The sequence below is a fragment of the Alicyclobacillus tolerans genome (assembly GCF_900142255.1).
Taxonomy (GTDB): domain Bacteria; phylum Bacillota; class Bacilli; order Alicyclobacillales; family Alicyclobacillaceae; genus Alicyclobacillus_I; species Alicyclobacillus_I tolerans.
In genome coordinates this window covers 1-16,054 of record NZ_FRAF01000027.1, presented here as the reverse complement: position 1 = coordinate 16,054, position 16,054 = coordinate 1, and the positions used below count along the sequence as shown (strand labels likewise).

Here is a 16,054-nt window from a genome sequence, read left to right as displayed (position 1 = left end):
TCAAAAAGTTGTTAACATGTGATACCATGCGGATAAGTGACTTCGTAAATTAGAGGATGGGTTACTATGCCGTTTGAGCGTCTCCGTGACAAACACGTAGATAAACTTTTTCAGGCAGTTCTGTCATTGGAGACAATGGATGAATGTTATGCATTTTTTGAAGACCTCTGCACAATCGGAGAAATTAAATCGCTTGCTCAGCGCTTGGCAGTTGCGGAGATGCTCCAGCAAGGACTCACGTATCATCAAATTGAAGAAGAAACGGGCGCCAGTACCGCCACCATCAGTCGTGTCAAACGCTGTTTGTACTATGGTGCAGACGGTTATGTCACGGTTTTGAAGAGATTGCAGCAAGAACAAACCAACCATTGGCGCCAAGGCGGAGATGGGGATAAGACGTATGATTGATAAATGGGGTAGAGAACGTTTTGAGTTTGTTCAAGATCCAATTGATTTTTTTGATTTAATGGGACAGGCTGCTTGGCATCGTGAATTACAGATGACCTGTCTGCATACGGCAAGCATTCGCGAAATGGACGATGTGGTAGACATGGCGTGTGGTGCTGGTTGGCTGGGTCTCTATTTGGCTCATAGAGTGAATACAGTTTACTTTGTGGATAAAGATGAACGAATGGTAGAACGTGCCCGGCGCAATGCAATCAAATATAAAATTGACAATGTAGCTTTTCAAGTCGCAGATGCCAGTCATCTTCCTTATCCGGATTATCGCTTTTCAGTTATCTTTTGTGTTAATCTTCTGTTTTTATTGGACGATCCGTTAAAGGCCATTCGTGAAATGATGCGTACGCTCAAGCCGGGAGGAAGGTTGATTATGGTCAATCCTTCTCGCAATATGAATCTTTGGGCGGCAGAACAGTATTGCATGAATAATGGTATTACTCAGTTGGACAAGGACATGTTTGTTTCCTGGGCAGCAACGGCTGCTCGTTGCAATCCTCTGATGATCCGCTCCTTAGAAAATCCTCAAATTCCAGAGGCTGAACTGATTAAACAGCATTATATGTTAGGTGGGTTAGCGAGTTTTGTCAGAGTTGTCAAACGGAAAGAACTGCCGACTGCTTAAAGTGATGAAGAATGACTGGCCCGTAGAAACCGTGGTCAGTTTTGTTTTGAAAAGAAATTTCTCAATATTTGAAATTGATTTATACGTTGATTCTGGATAATTGGTTGACGTGCAGGATACGCTGGAAAATATAAAATTTGCAATCCTGAAAGAGGAATAAGACTATCCCTTCGAAAATTGTTAAATTTGTGTCGCAAATTGACACAATTTGTGGTCATTTGTCGGAACAGTATGTTAAGCTACGGGTGTATGATTGCTGTGGCCTTCCAAATTGGGCAAAAAACATTTGGAAGAATCAGAAATTATTTACAACCATAAACCAGTTCCACCGATATGACATTGGGTGGTCGAAAGAAAATAACAAAGAGGTGTAGAACATGAGATTATTGGACAAGGTTCAAGAAATGGGTAAGTTGTTGCGCAGCGCAAACGAACAGGTGAATTTTCATGAGGTGGCGGAGTTTCTGAGCCGTGTTTTGACTGCAAATACTTATATTGTTGGTAGAAAGGGAAAAATTCTTGGTTATGGCGTAGCAGAACATGCGTTAACGGAAGAGTGGCTGGATATCATGACCCGCGATCAACGCTTCCCCGGGGATTTTAACAAGCATTTGCTTACAATTGAACAAACCGTGGCCAATTTGGAGGATAAGGAACCTTTCTACGTTTTTTCTCCTGAAGAAAATGAAAGTTTTCGCAGTAAGCATATCGCCATTGCACCCGTGATTGGTGCACGTGAACGACAGGGAACGCTTGTTTTTGCTCGCACTAATCAACAATTCAGTGAAGAAGATATGGTATTGATTGAATATGCTGCTTCGATTGTGGCGCTTGAAGTTGTACATTCGCGCCAACAGCGAAAAGAAGAGGAAAGTCGCCAGCGTGCGCTTGCACATTTGGCTGTAGAGTCACTGTCTTTCTCCGAATTACAAGTAGCCAAATATTTGGTCGATGCGGTAAAAAATTCTCCAGATGGCATTGTCGTCAGTAGTCAAATAGCCGATGAACATGGTGTTACCCGTTCTGTTATTGTGAATAGTATTCGTAAGTTGGAAAGTGCGGGAACCATTGAAAGTCGTTCGCTTGGTATGAAAGGTACACATTTGCGTGTATTGAACGCTTTTGTAGAGGATGAAATTAACCGCCAATTCGACCGCTAAAATGGCAGCTGCTAGGTGGTTATGCGCCTCGTGAGGTGGCAAATTTTATTCCTGGTGAGCAAGAAAAACTTGTTCCAAAATCGGAATGCGCACTTATAAAGATGGAGAAATAGGGGAATTTAACCGGAGACAAGTTTTTTCCGGGAGGCCCTATGTTCGAAAACCATTCTTTGCAGGAACGAGCGCAAACTATTGCCCTCACACATGAAATTGGACGGACTCCGGTGCTTCTGGCACAGCGCGGATTGCGTGAATTTAAGCGTGCAATGGATAGTATGCGCGCCTTTGTCCAGCAGTTGCAGCAGCAAAGATCTGAGTGCAGTCAGCCTGCAGAAGACTGGCTGTTAGATCACTTTGCGTTTTTGGAAATACAGTCAGACTTGGTGATTAACCATTGGTCTCGCCAGGCCGTTCGACATTTACCGTATTTGCAACAGACAGGGAAAACGCGTATTGAAGCCATTGCAAGTGACTATCTGCAGGCTGTTCAAGGTCAATATCAAATCCATACATTTCTACAATACATTTCAGCCTATCAAGAGGTTGCCATTTTGCAAATACAGGAGTGTTTCATGCTCTTGGATGCTTTGCGGATGGCAGCCATTTCTCAATTGTCTGCTGCTATGCGCGAGGTTGAGCATAGAAGCCAAGTCTGTCGAAAGATTTCAGATTGGATGCAAAAGGTTCGCCAATCCGAACGGACCCATGAGGATATTGCTCAAAAGGTTGCAGAATATGCCCACTCATCCTCCTTCACTCCAGTTGAAATTGTTCATTTGACCCAGCATTTGAATGAGTTATCCTCGAATGAAGACACGGTTCATCATTGGTTGTTGAGTTATGTTCAACAGTCTAGTCAAGATCTGCAACAAATGATTTCCATAGAGCATCAATTTCAAGTGGATTTGCAATTAAATTCTGGATATCTTGTTCAAACATTACATCGATTAGAACGTGAATGTTGGCAGGATATTGTTGCGAAAATCTGTCGTGTAGAAATTCTTTTGCAAGAACATGCTTTTGCTGATTATCCGCGTTTAGACAAGAAAAGTCAGCATCAACTTTTGCACAGTATCCGCAAACTGGCGCGAAAACTTGCTTTGCCGGAAATGATGGTCACTGAAGGATGTTTAAAACTTGCTGAAAATGCGTTTGAAGCACATGGCTCTGAAGTGAAAGAAGCTTCACCTGCTTACTATCTACTTGAGCCCATGGGACAACATCTGCTTCATCAATATCTATCACAATTAGCCAAACCGCGTTTCTTACCCTCGCTGCCGCTTCGTCGCAGACCATATCTGGCTTATTTTACAGCCTTAGGTCTAGCGATAGCTTTGATATTTTGGATTATGGTGGATTTGACATTACCCTCCATAGCTTGGCGAAGTTCTCTGTGGATAGCTGTTGTGGCTGCTCTACTGATCATATTCCCTGCAAGTGAATGGGCTTTAGAATGGGTACATACGACCATTGTAAAAACGTGCCAGCCATGGCCGTTGCTGCGATACGATTTTAGTGAAAGTCTTCCTGAGGATGCTCGTACGATGGTGGTTATGCCAATTCTTTGGAGTCATAAAGAAGATGTGGATGACGTATATGAACGACTTCTCACGCATGCATTGGCAAATCGCCAAGAGCATATTCACTTTGCCGTGTTGGCTGATTTTCCGGATAGTCAGTCAGCTTGCTCAGAAGCAGATGCAGAATTACTTGCTTATGCGAGTGAACGAATGGCAAAAATTCAAGAAGAATATGGCAGTGATCGGTTTTTTCTGTTTCATCGAGATCGGCAATGGCATGCGTCTGACAAGTTATATCTAGGATGGGAGCGGAAACGGGGGAAATTAGTAGAGTTTGTCCGTCTGCTGCAGGGATATGAAGATACAAGTTTTTTTCACATACAAGGCGAACGTTCAGTATTGTCAAAGATACGCTATATTTTTACGGTTGATCACGATACGCGTTTGCCAATAGGTGCTGTTTGGCGCTTGGTCGCTACCATGCACCATCCTTTGCATAGACCGCGTTTAAATGAGACAAAAACCCGCGTAGTTTCTGGTATGGGGGTACTACAGCCGCGTGTAGCGGCTAGTTACGATTCCGTTTTTGCTTCAAGGTACGCAGAGTGCACAGCAGCTGAACCAGGACTCGACCCGTATGCATTTGCAGTATCTCATCCGTATCAGGACTGGTTTGGTCAAGCTTCGTTTGTCGGTAAAGGATTGTTTGATGTGGAGATGTTTGCGCAAGTACTCTCCAAACGTCTGCCAGAAAACAGTATTTTGAGTCACGATTTGTTGGAAGGAGGATTTTTGCGCACCTGTCTAGCTTCAGATGTTGAAGTGCTTGAATCTCAACCTAAGACCATCTATGAACACGAACGACGTCTACATCGCTGGATTCGTGGCGATTGGCAATTACTTCCTTGGTTTGGCAAGTATGTACGCAATGCCGAAGGACAATCAGAGAAAGTAGATCTCTGTTCATTAACTCGTTGGCAAATGATAGATAATTTGCGCCGCAGTATGCTGGCGCCTGCTTATCTTTTGCTGGCATGGTTGGCCACGTTTGCCCAAACAACTTGGAGTTGGCGGTTGTGGGTGTTGATTGTGGTTACCTTAGCTCTGCCTTGGTTGAGGACTCTATTCCGTTTGACAATGGGCCGATCACGTCGTAAAGAATGGCAAATGGTTACTTTGCGATGCTGTATGGATGTGATTTTTTTGCCGTTTACTGTTGCGTTGGCCGTGGATGCTATTGTGCGCACTCTTTATCGGCTAATCATAAGCCATCGACGCTTATTGGAATGGACACCATCAGCACAAGTAGCGAGAGAGCATAAGCAACCTGCGTTTCTTTTTACAAAAACAGGGATTTCCTTGTATGTCCTTTTGATTTTGTCGGTTACCTTTACTTCTTGGAACGGGCATTTTCTAACAGCTGGTTTGTTGCTATTCTTTTTCTTCGCCAGTTGGCCGTTTGAACGTTGGCTGAGACAACCACCTCGTGCTAAAAATCCACTTTGGACCCAGGAAGACTTGCAAACTTTGAGACATTGGTCTGAAAAAATTTGGTCTTTTTACAATTGTTATGTAACGGCTGAAGAAAATTGGTTGCCGCCTGATAATGTTCAATATTTTCAAGGCGAGCAAATCGCTCATAGAACATCTCCTACCAATATAGGTCTGTATTTATTATCGACCGTTGCAGCAGCCGATCTCGGTTATCTGACGGAAGAACAATTATATGAACGACTCTCTTCCACGCTAGCAACTGTCGAACGCCTTCCCAAGTGGCATGGCCATTTACTGAACTGGTATAGCACTGAAGATTTGCGCCCGCTGTTGCCTCGCTATGTATCAACCGTAGATTCAGGCAACTTTGTAGGTTATCTGATGGTCTTGGAGGAAGCTATAGCTGAACGCAGTCAGTCAAATATAAAGAATAATTGGGAAAAATTGCTGAAACGTGTTCGTCGGTTGATAGCAGAAACAGATTTTCGTCCATTGTTCCATTATCGAGAACAGTTGTTTTCGATTGGCTATCATCTGGATAGCGAAAAATTGGAGGATACTTTATACGACTTAGCCGCATCAGAAGCGCGTCAAGCCAGCTTTATAGCCATTGCACTGGGGCAAATTCCTGCTTCTCATTGGTTTGTGTTAGGACGGACCATGGTACGCGTAGGTGAACACAATACTCTCCTTTCGTGGTCAGGAACGATGTTTGAATATTTTATGCCTTCTTTAATCATGCGAACTTATCGGGGTGGGTTGTGGGACGAGACCTATCAAGGTGTGATTGAAAAGCAACAGTCGTATGCGCGCTTACTCGGTGTTCCTTATGGTATTTCAGAAAGTGGGTACTACGCGTTTGATGAGCATTTGTCTTATCAATATCGTGCCTTTGGCGTGCCGGGGTTGGCTTTTGACCGGGGACAGCAAAATGAGTTGGTGCTTGCTCCTTATGCTACCTTGCTGACACTTCCTTTTGCTGGACATTCTGCCATGCAAGCGCTCGCTGAATTTAGCAGACGCGGTATGGAAGGAGATTTTGGATTTTATGAAGCGCTCGATTGCACACGTCGTCGCTTGCCTCCCGGATCAAAAGAAGAGCGCATTATCAGTTATATGGCGCATCATCAGGGCATGGCTTTGCTAGCCATAGCCAACGTATTGACCAACCAGAAAATGATTCAACGATTCCACCGTCACCTGGCTGTGCGAGCTGCTGAATTATTGCTGCAAGAGAAAGCTGCAGCGAAGGCGCGTTGGAAACAGGCTCCAGTCCTACCCAAAGGAGTTCCGGATTTTCAGCAGACAAATGACGTGGCGCGTCGAGAATTTCAGCAACGGCCAGCATGGCCAGAAGTCAATCTCTTAGAAGGAGCAGGTTTGTCCAGCATGCAGACCACAGCGGGGGGCAGCTGGTTGCGTTATCGAGGTGTATCGATCACACGTTGGAGAGAATTTGCAGTTTCAGAGATTTATGGGTCATCCATCTATTTGCAAGTGTTGAATGGTCAAGAGTCTTTACCCGATTCACCAAGCTTCTATCCTTGTAGCCGAGAATTTGGTAAAGTTTGTTTTCAGCCAGATAGCAGTCGTTTTAGAAAACAAATGGGGAACTTGGAAAGTGAATTGTCCATAACAATTCATCCAGAAACGCCTATTGAATTGAGACGGTTGCGTGTATTCAATCATGGCGACAAAGATTTGCGACTTTGTTTAACCACCTTTACTGAGCTGTCCATGGCAGAACAGTCTGCTGACTTGGCTCATCCTGCTTTTGTCAAATTGTTTGTGGAAACTAGGTTTTGCCCGGAAGAAGGTTGTTTGGTTGCCAAGAAAAGAGCGAGATCAGCCGAAGAAAACGAGTTGTATACCATTCAAGCACTTTTAGCAGACCCTTCGGATCATTTATCAGTGCTGGAATTTTCATCAGATAGGGCAGAATTGCTAAAACGTGGTGACACGATGTCTGCCCCGCAAGGTCTCAACCAACCGCTATCAGGAAGTACAGGTTCTGTGGCTGATCCGGCGTTTATTTTTCGTCATACTATTGACTTGTCTGCCGGTCAATCCGCGACGTTTTACTTGGTAACAGCTTGTGCGGATACAGAGGAAGAAGCGATGTCTCACATAGAATACGCTAAACGTCCTGGCGCACTTGAGGGTATGTTTCATCGAGCTTGGCTAGCTGCTGAAGTTAGACGGAGGCAATTTGGGCTGACGGCAGATCAAGTGAAGGTAGCCAATCTATTGGCGAGTCGTCTTTACTTTCCTCTTCTCCAGCGTCACCAGAAAAAATGGGCGATGCAAAATACCCTGGGGCAATCAGCTTTGTGGTCAAAAGGTATCAGTGGAGAGTTGCCCATTGTATTCCTTAGAATTTCGCATTTGGCAGATATGCCTTTTGTGATATCGCTGGCTCGTATTCAGCAATGGCTTATACAGCAGGGATGCGACTGTGATTTGTTGATTATGGATGCAACCGATGGCGGTTATCGTGATGAGTTGATGAATCGACTTAAAACTTCGCTCGGTCATAGTGGACACTTTGTCGAAGAGCGAGTGCACGTATTGCGTCAATCTCAACAGACCGAAGAAGTATTGCGATTGCTCAAGTCAGTGGCGCGCGTTCATTTAAGAGCAGAGGGTCCAAGTTTAGAACATCAATTGCGTCAAACAGAATATCAGCCCATAGCGTTACAGGATCAGGAAATAAAAGACATCATGGCTCATACAGTTCGCCCTGAATGGCCAGCAAAACCATTGCATTGGCCGGCTGAACCGTTGCATTCCATGTTTTGGAATGGTTATGGCGGTTTTCAAAAAGGTGGTCAAATCTATCAAATGGCTGTTCATTTGAATCGTCCTTTGCCGAGACCCTGGAGTATGATTCTTGCTAACTCGCACTTCGGTTGTTTATTGACCGAGTTAGGAACAGGGTATACTTGGTGGCGCAATTCACGAGAATGGAAGATATCTCCTTGGAGCAACGATCCCTTGCTTGATCCACCTGGAGAAGTTATTTACTTGCGTGATGATGAAGCAGGAGAGGTATGGTCTCCCATGCCCAAACCGCTTGGAGGACAGAAATGGTTTACGGTGTCTTATGAAAAAGGTCGAGTAACCTATACTTCTCAACAGAGTGGAATCGAGCAAGAACTGGAGGTCACGGTTCATGCGCGTTTACCTGTAAAAATGATGCGGATCCGACTCAAAAATACCACTCCACAAGTGCGTCGAATGAGCCTGTTTGCCGTTGTATCCTGGGTGTTGGGAGTGCAACGTCAACCGTTTGATCCTTTCTACCATATAGAATGGGATGAAAAACGAAAGCTGCTTTTAGCGAATCATCGTTATGCGGATACCTTGAAAGATGCACACGCTTTTATACATGCGTGTCAGTTGGGTGAAAACGGAATAGAAGAAAATCCCCAAATATATTACAGTGCTAGTTTAATGGATATATATGGACCTTCTGGAAGTCCAGAACAACCTTTGATGATTTGTAGCCGAGAGTTTTTGCCGAATCGATTACTGTCTTGGCCAGAGCCCTGCGGCGCATTGCAGGTATGTTTTTCCATCGCTTCCGGAGCGACAAAAGAGCTTCTTATATGGATAGGAGCGGCTGAATCTAAGCAGGCAGCGCTTCGTGTGTTTGATGAATTGACGGACTCCATGATACACAATGAAGTTTTGCCTGCACAATTGTCCGAAACTTCTTTGTTTGCGTATGCAGCATGGACCGAGAAAATTTGGGTGAATACGCCCAATGCGGCATTCAACACGCTGATGAATGGTTGGTTGCTTTACCAGGCGCTTGTATGTCGGCTATGGGCAAGAACTGCTTTCTATCAAGCTGGTGGTGCTTATGGATTTCGCGATCAAATACAAGATTCACTAGCCTTCTTACAAATTGATCCTAGCCTCTGCCGTGAACAAATTTTGCGTTCAGCGGCTCATCAATATCAAGAAGGTGACGTTCAACATTGGTGGCATGAGGAGACGGGTAAGGGTATACGAACCAGGTTCTCTGATGATTTGCTCTGGTTGCCGTATGCAGTGTTGCGCTATGTGGAAACAACCGGAGATCAGTCCATTTGGCAAGAATCGGTCGCTTTTTTGTACAGTCCGCCTTTGCGCGATGGCGAATTGGAACGTTATGAGGATACCTGTATCTCTAATGAGAATGCTTCACTAACTGAACATTGTCGGCGTGCGCTTCATCGAGCTTGGCGGCTGGGCGAGCACGGTTTGCCATTGATTGGGATTGGCGATTGGAATGATGGGTTCAGTCGTATAGGGGCAGAGGGACGTGGCGAGAGTGTCTGGCTAGGCTGGTTTCTTCTTGACATTTTAAGTCGATTCCAGCGTATTCAGCCATATCCTTTTACGGAAGAAGAAAGAGAAGAATGGCGGATCAAGGCTGAAAAATTACGTGCAAGTATGGAGCGCGAAGCGTGGGATGGATTCTGGTATCGGCGTGCGTTTCACGATGCGGGGTTCTGGATTGGGACGTCAACCGCCACAGAATGCCGAATAGACGCGCTAGCTCAGTCCTGGTCAGTTATCTCTGGAGCGGCTGAACCGGATCGACAGGAACAGGCCATGCGGTCTTTCTTGCGTGAGTTGGTAGATGAAAGATGGATGTTGGCGCGTCTGTTGACGCCAGCCTTCAATCATTCCCATCCCAGTCCGGGCTACATTCAAGGGTATCCTCCGGGTTTGCGTGAAAATGGAGGGCAGTATACGCATGGCGTGATATGGTCAATCGTAGCGTTAGCGATGTTAGGTGAGGGTGATCAAGCTTTTCATCTATTTCAAATGTTATCTCCCATTTCACACACCAGTTCTTCCCAGGGAGTTTGGAGATATGGAAATGAACCTTATGTGATGTCTGCAGATGTCTATACAGCCCCGCCGCATGAAGGACGAGCAGGGTGGTCCTGGTATACAGGAGCGGCTGGTTGGATGTATCAGGCAGGATTGGAGTGGATTCTGGGAGTTCGCAAAGAAGGTGAACGTTTAATCATTCAACCTGCTGTACCAGAAGAATGGCAGGAGTTTTCGCTTCGATACACCTATGGGGATAGTGTCTACAACATTCAGGTTATGTTAGATCGAGAGCAAACTGAGACGATTTGGGAAGATCTTGATAGTGGTCAGAAAAGTAGTTTTTTGACACTTGTTGATGATGGCCGTCAACATCGGTTTTGCGTAAAAGTGGCAGTAACAAATAAAAAGCTTGCCACGAACGCCTTTGCGTTGGAGCAAGCTTGAATCTACGGGTCGGCTCTAAGCCGACCTTATTCTTTATTTAAGGGCATCGGGGAGGCCCTGATAATAATAAGCCAATGTCCGAGTACCTAAACGAAAGTTCTCCAACGCGAAGTTTTCATCAGGAGCGTGCATATTTTCATCGGGTAATCCAAATCCCATCAAAACCACTGGTATATGAAGCAATCGATCAAACGTTTCAACAATAGGGATGGATCCTCCGCCGCGTGTAAATGTCGCTTCCACTCCATACGCTTTTTCATATGCCTTAGCAGCCCATTGAATCGCAGGGTGATGGAATGGAGTTACGTAGGGGCGGCCTGAATCTTGACGGGTCAATGTGACGCGCGCACCTTTAGGGGTGTGCTTTTCAATATGTCTTTCAATCGTCTGGTAGATATGTTCTGGCGTCTGATCCGGAACAATTCGGCAAGTGAGTTTTGCATGTGCTTCGCGGGGAATGACGGTCTTGGTGCCTTCACCCTGAAATCCACCATAGATACCGTTCACTTCTAAGGTTGGTCGCACCCAGAGGCGCTCCAATGTACTGAATCCCGGTTCGCCATGTAAGGCTGGCAGGCCGAGTGACGTACGGTAAGCTTCATCATCGTGACCGAGATCGCGAAAAGCTTGTAATTCTTCCGCGGTTACCGAGGTTACTTGGTCGTGAAATCCGTCTACTGTAATTCGCCCTTCGGCGTCATGGAAAGAAGCGATTAATTCAGCTAGAGCGTGAATTGCATTGGGCACGCCGCCACCGTGCTCGCCGCTGTGCAAATCACGCTTGGCCGTTTCTACATGTAATTCAAAGGCAACTAGTCCGCGCAATCCATAGCATATGGTTGGTCGTCCAGGAGCAATCATGCCTGTATCAGAGATGAGCAGAACATCAGCTTGAAAGCGTTCTGCATTTTTTTCTAAGAAATCCGGAAGATGGGCACTACCGATTTCTTCTTCGCCTTCAATGCAAAATTTAATGTTCACTGGCAGTTTGCCTTCTGTTTGAAAGAGTGCTTCCAAGGCTTTGAAATGTAAGAAGGTTTGTCCTTTGTCATCTGTAGCACCACGCGCAAAAATTCGTCCATCGCGAATTTCTGGTTCGAATGGCGGAGTTGTCCATAGAGGCAGTGGATCGACAGGTTGCACGTCGTAGTGACCATAGACAAGCACAGTGGGTTGACCAGGAGCATGCAACCAGTCGGCATAGACGACGGGATTTCCCTTTGTCGGTAACAACTCTGCATTTTCGAAACCCAGATTGGCTAAATGATTTTTAATAAATTCCGCGCAAGCCAGCACATCATTTTTGTGTGCAGAAAGTGCTGAAATGCTAGGGAAGCGGAGAAGATTAAATAATTGTTGTAAATGTTCTTTTTCGTTTGCCTCTAAATAAGCTTCCAAATTCATGACTAGAGACTCCTTTCGTATCCCCGTAAATAGGGGCATAGATGACTCATCCATAGTGTAAAGCATTTGCGCTTTTACAGCTATTCGAAAAAAACATGGACGCAAAAGAAAAAAACAGCTAAGATGAGAAGGGTTTGTCCCCAATACCTTCGCTTATCTCGTGTATGCGAAAGGAAAAACATTTGAAATGAATAGAAAAGGCCCAGGTACCCGTTTTTGTACGGGTTGAAAAGGGAAACCGGTGAAAATCCGGTGCGGTCCCGCCACTGTGAATGGGGAGCGCGTCTTCCATGAAGCCACTGGATTTGTCTGGGAAGGCGGATGCGCGTGAAGAACCAAAGCCAGGAGACCTGCCTGTTGGCCTGTTACATTTGCCGTTCCTACGGTCGATAGGGAGAGGTGTCTATATGTCTATGCCAGAAAAACGCAGTCAGCGTCTGCGGCAAACATTTAACCTTTTGGATTTAAGCAGTTTATCCATTTCCAGCGTTGCTCCTGCTTTCAGTATTTCTGCCACAACAGGTATTATGATTGGCTATAGCGGCATCTATAGTTTGCTGGCGATTTTGCTGATTGCCATTCCGTTTATTGTATCCTCTTTCACATTTCGTACCCTCAATCGTCATTTTCCTAGCGCAGGGGCTTCATATCATTGGTCGACTCGAGTTCTTGGCAAACGGATTGGACGTTTTCAAGGCTGGATTTTATTGCTCGCCTATTTCAGCTCGATTCCTCCCATCCTGGTTCCTGCCGCCCAATATACTTTGGCGCTTATCTACCCTCACGGTGTAAACCAGCCGTTGCTTGAATTTTTGGTGGGTTCTTTTTGGATAGGAGTAGCCATGCTCCCGTTGCTTTCTGGAGCGCGTCCAACTGCGCTGATTACTCAGGTGTTTTTTGCTGTTGAAATTTTCTTTCTTATCCTGTTTGCCATATTGGGCATCATGGCTTGGCCGCATGCGCATCCGTCCTTGCCTGTCGAGCATTCTCCTGTCGGAGGTATTTTTCTAACCATGATTGTGGCCAGCACCATTATGGACGGATGGGAAATTGACAGCTATGCTTCCGAAGAATCCACTCAGCCCAATCGCGATCCTGGTGTTGGTGGAATGATTGGCGCACTTTTTGCCTTAGCTATCTATTTATTGTTTGTGCCCATGATGATATGGGAAACTCCTGGCAATGCTCTTGCCGGTTCTGCCGATCCGTTGGTTACCTGGATTCATTATTTACCCACCACAATACCTCACGCTACCATTTGGATGTTGGTTCCTATTCTCGCCTCAACGGCAGGTTCGCTCTGGTTGACGGCTTATATTTTGATTCGTGGTGTGTATGCCATGGGGCGTGATGGGTTATTGTCCCGACGATTTGCCAAGTTGAATTCTCGCCAGGCGCCATCTTTGGCTACGGCAGTGGTACTTATGGCGGCGTGGGCAGTAATGGCCTTACAATTGTTTGTCCATTCGCTGAATGTCTTTTTTAGTATTGTCTTGTCAACCGCCGGGTTTTTCCTTATCTTCGAATTTATGCTGGACAACATCACAGCGACTGTATTTCTATGGCGAATGCATCATCGCGATCAACTGCATGAAAAAAGGGATAGAAAATATTCTCATCGCATCATGCTGATGTTTTCTTCGTTCACATCTTTTTACTTGTTCATTTTGCTCGTGGCCTTTCTGTTTCTAAGCGGGCGCGCGATTTCTCCCTGGGTGAATCCGATTTTAGCAGGGTTACTGTTGGCAGGTTTTTTGTATGCCGTCAAAAAACCATCACCAAGTCAAATGCAAGAGTCCGAAAATTTTTGTCAGCAGTACGATGAAGGGATATACTAAAGAGAATGAATGTGGTGTTATGGCTAAAGGAGGTTCCTGCGGTGTTTAACAGTAAAGAGATAGCCCGTCGCTTGACAGAGAACAGCCAACGAGCGTTTCAGGGCTGTGTCTGCTATCCGCAGCCTGATGCAATTGCCAAAATGATTAAATTGTTGCGCAGCGCTTTGCTGCCTAACTATTTTCCATACAACAATCTCGGCCTGGAAAGAAGCGTAGAAGCAACCATCAGCGAGTTGCAGCAGGTCTTGGCAGCTCAAATTCACCGTGCTTTGTTTGAGAAATGTTACGATTTAGAAAGTTCTCAAGAAACACGACACATTGCAGATGAGCGTGCGGCGGATGTTCTACAACATCTTCCTGAATTGCAGACCATGCTTTATGAAGATGTTGTGGAGACACAAAACAGCGACCCTGCAGCTTCATCAGAAATTGAGATTATCCTAACCTATCCTGGCCTGCTGGCACTGTCTATCTATCGTATGGCACATGTTCTCGTACAATATGATATCCCACTTTTACCAAGGATGATGACTGAATATGGTCATCGCTTAACGGGGATTGATCTACATCCAGGTGCCAGCATTGGACACGGAATTATGATCGATCACGGTACGGGTATTGTTGTGGGTGAGACAGCGCAAGTAGGCAACCATGTAAAAATTTATCAAGGTGTGACCCTGGGAGCTTTGTATTTTCCTCGTGATGAGCAAGGTATTTTAGATCGCCAGACAAAGCGTCATCCTACCGTTGAAGATTATGTTGTTCTATACGCTAATGCGACTGTGTTGGGTGGAGACACGGTCATTGGACATCACAGCGTGATTGGCAGCAGCGCATGGGTTACTGAGTCGATCCCACCTTATTCGCGAGTTGTGCACAACCATCAGTCTGTTGTCACAAAACGACAAAAATCGCGTTAAATATACTCTAAGGTGCTTTGCTTTCATCGCAAACATGTGGTACGTTTATCATAACCCTTTACCTCTATTTTTGGTCCGCCATATTGGCGGCCTTTTTTATCAAATGCGCCGTAAAACCCCTTGCTTTAGCTATGGGGATATAAGGCGCTCGCCGTGAGGCGAAAGTCTTTTAGTTCTTACACAAGACGATATATAATGTAACCATGACACAGAGAGCCTATAAATTCCGCTTCTACCCAACAGAAGAGCAGCAGCAAATTCTAGCCAAGACGTTTGGCTGTGTTCGCTACGTCTATAATTGGGGATTACGTCTCAAAACCGATGCGTACTACCAGACGGGCAAACGTCTGTACTATAAGGATTTGTCTGCTCAAATGACGGTCTTGAAACGGCAACCAGAGACGGTGTGGCTCAATGAAGTTTCCAGCGTCGCGCTCCAACAGGCGTTGCGGCATCTTGATCGTGCGTTCATCAACTTTTTTGAAGGCCGAGGAGGATATCCGCAATTTCACAAGAAGCTTGGTAAGCAATCGGTTACCTTTGCATCATCTGCTTTCAAATGGGATGGAGAGAGCATCACGCTTGCGAAAATGTCCGAACCACTGAACATTCGCTGGTCAAGGCGGTTTACAGGCTCTCCTTCATCCGTCACGGTGAGCCGAGATGCGGCAGACCGATACCACATCTCGATCCTTGTAGATGAGGAAATTCCTCAAGCTCCTGTTTGTGACAGCCAAGTGGGTATCGATCTTGGGTTGACCGATTCCGTCATTCTTTCGACAGGTCAGAAGTTTGGCAATCCACGTTACTTCCGTAAAGACGAAAAACGTCTTGCCAAAGCGCAACGCCGACTTGCAAAGAAGCAGAAAGGTTCCAAAAACAGAGCCAAAGCACGTCTTAAAGTTGCACGTATTCACGCCAAGATTGCGGATCGTCGTCAAGACTTCCTGCATAAACTCAGCACACGGTTGATAAACGAGAACCAAGTGATCGCCGTAGAGAGTTTGCAGGTAAAGAACATAATTCGCAATCACCACCTTGCAAAATCCATTGCAGATGTAGGATGGGGCGAGTTTGTACGTCAACTCGAATATAAGGCTGAATGGTACGGTAGAACGGTCGTCAAAATCGACAAGTTTTATCCCTCCAGTAAGCGGTGTTTTGATTGCGGACATATCATGCCGAAGATGCCACTCAGCGTTAGACAGTGGACATGTCCAGAATGCGGGGAACATCACGACAGAGATGTGAACGCCGCTCAAAACATCTTAGCCGCAGGGCTTGCGGTGTTAGCCTGTGGAGAGGCGATAAGACCCGCTCGAAAGCTCAACAGCCAACGAGAAGGCAAACCTCAACGAAG

8 protein-coding genes and 1 riboswitch are annotated in these 16,054 nt (G+C 45.7%); of the genes, 7 read left to right on the top strand and 1 reads right to left on the bottom strand.

Going from position 1 to position 16,054, the window contains the following annotated elements:
* Positions 1–66 precede the first annotated feature (66 nt).
* From BUA75_RS13170 to BUA75_RS13155, 4 genes are all read left to right on the top strand, one after another.
* A complete protein-coding gene (locus BUA75_RS13170; protein ID WP_072875063.1) occupies positions 67–408 on the top strand; it encodes a YerC/YecD family TrpR-related protein in 342 nt (113 codons plus the stop codon).
* Entirely contained in the window at positions 401–1,084 is a 684-nt protein-coding gene (locus BUA75_RS13165) for a class I SAM-dependent methyltransferase (RefSeq protein ID WP_072875062.1), read from the top strand. Before BUA75_RS13170 ends, BUA75_RS13165 begins: the two co-directional genes overlap by 8 nt.
* A 377-nt stretch (positions 1,085–1,461) precedes the next feature.
* Complete coding sequence (codY, locus tag BUA75_RS13160; RefSeq protein ID WP_072875061.1) at positions 1,462–2,244, top strand: GTP-sensing pleiotropic transcriptional regulator CodY; 783 nt, start codon at positions 1,462–1,464, stop codon at positions 2,242–2,244.
* A 152-nt stretch (positions 2,245–2,396) separates the two neighbouring features.
* Positions 2,397–10,532: a GH36-type glycosyl hydrolase domain-containing protein gene (locus BUA75_RS13155; RefSeq protein ID WP_072875060.1), complete on the top strand. Its 8,136-nt coding sequence runs from the start codon at positions 2,397–2,399 to the stop codon at positions 10,530–10,532.
* A 33-nt stretch (positions 10,533–10,565) separates the two neighbouring features.
* Here BUA75_RS13155 and BUA75_RS13150 read toward each other — a convergent pair whose 3' ends face one another.
* Positions 10,566–11,936, bottom strand: a complete 1,371-nt coding sequence (locus tag BUA75_RS13150) for a dipeptidase (protein WP_072875059.1) — start codon at positions 11,934–11,936, stop codon at positions 10,566–10,568.
* Positions 11,937–12,123: 187 nt separating this feature from the next.
* A riboswitch (cobalamin riboswitch) is annotated at positions 12,124–12,310 on the top strand.
* A gap of 33 nt (positions 12,311–12,343) precedes the next feature.
* On the opposite strand from BUA75_RS13150, the gene BUA75_RS13145 reads away from it, so the two are divergent.
* The 3 genes from BUA75_RS13145 to tnpB all read left to right on the top strand — a co-directional run.
* Entirely contained in the window at positions 12,344–13,774 is a 1,431-nt protein-coding gene (locus tag BUA75_RS13145) for an APC family permease (protein WP_083574354.1), read from the top strand.
* Between the two features lie 41 nt (positions 13,775–13,815).
* Positions 13,816–14,694: a serine O-acetyltransferase EpsC gene (gene epsC, locus BUA75_RS13140; RefSeq protein ID WP_238413549.1), complete on the top strand. Its 879-nt coding sequence runs from the start codon at positions 13,816–13,818 to the stop codon at positions 14,692–14,694.
* Positions 14,695–14,897: 203 nt separating this feature from the next.
* Positions 14,898–16,054 (top strand): IS200/IS605 family element RNA-guided endonuclease TnpB (gene tnpB, locus BUA75_RS13135; protein WP_072875057.1); only part of this gene is annotated, 1,157 nt, incomplete at its 3' end.

Bases quoted from the DNA above. Each gene is read 5' to 3' on its own strand.
- BUA75_RS13145 (WP_083574354.1), top strand. From the start codon at position 12,344: ATGTCTATGCCAGAAAAACGCAGTCAGCGTCTGCGGCAAACATTTAAC.
- BUA75_RS13155 (WP_072875060.1), top strand. From the start codon at position 2,397: ATGTTCGAAAACCATTCTTTGCAGGAACGAGCGCAAACTATTGCCCTC.
- BUA75_RS13165 (WP_072875062.1), top strand. From the start codon at position 401: ATGATTGATAAATGGGGTAGAGAACGTTTTGAGTTTGTTCAAGATCCA.
- BUA75_RS13150 (WP_072875059.1), bottom strand. From the start codon at position 11,936: ATGAATTTGGAAGCTTATTTAGAGGCAAACGAAAAAGAACATTTACAA.
- BUA75_RS13170 (WP_072875063.1), top strand. From the start codon at position 67: ATGCCGTTTGAGCGTCTCCGTGACAAACACGTAGATAAACTTTTTCAG.
- codY (WP_072875061.1), top strand. From the start codon at position 1,462: ATGAGATTATTGGACAAGGTTCAAGAAATGGGTAAGTTGTTGCGCAGC.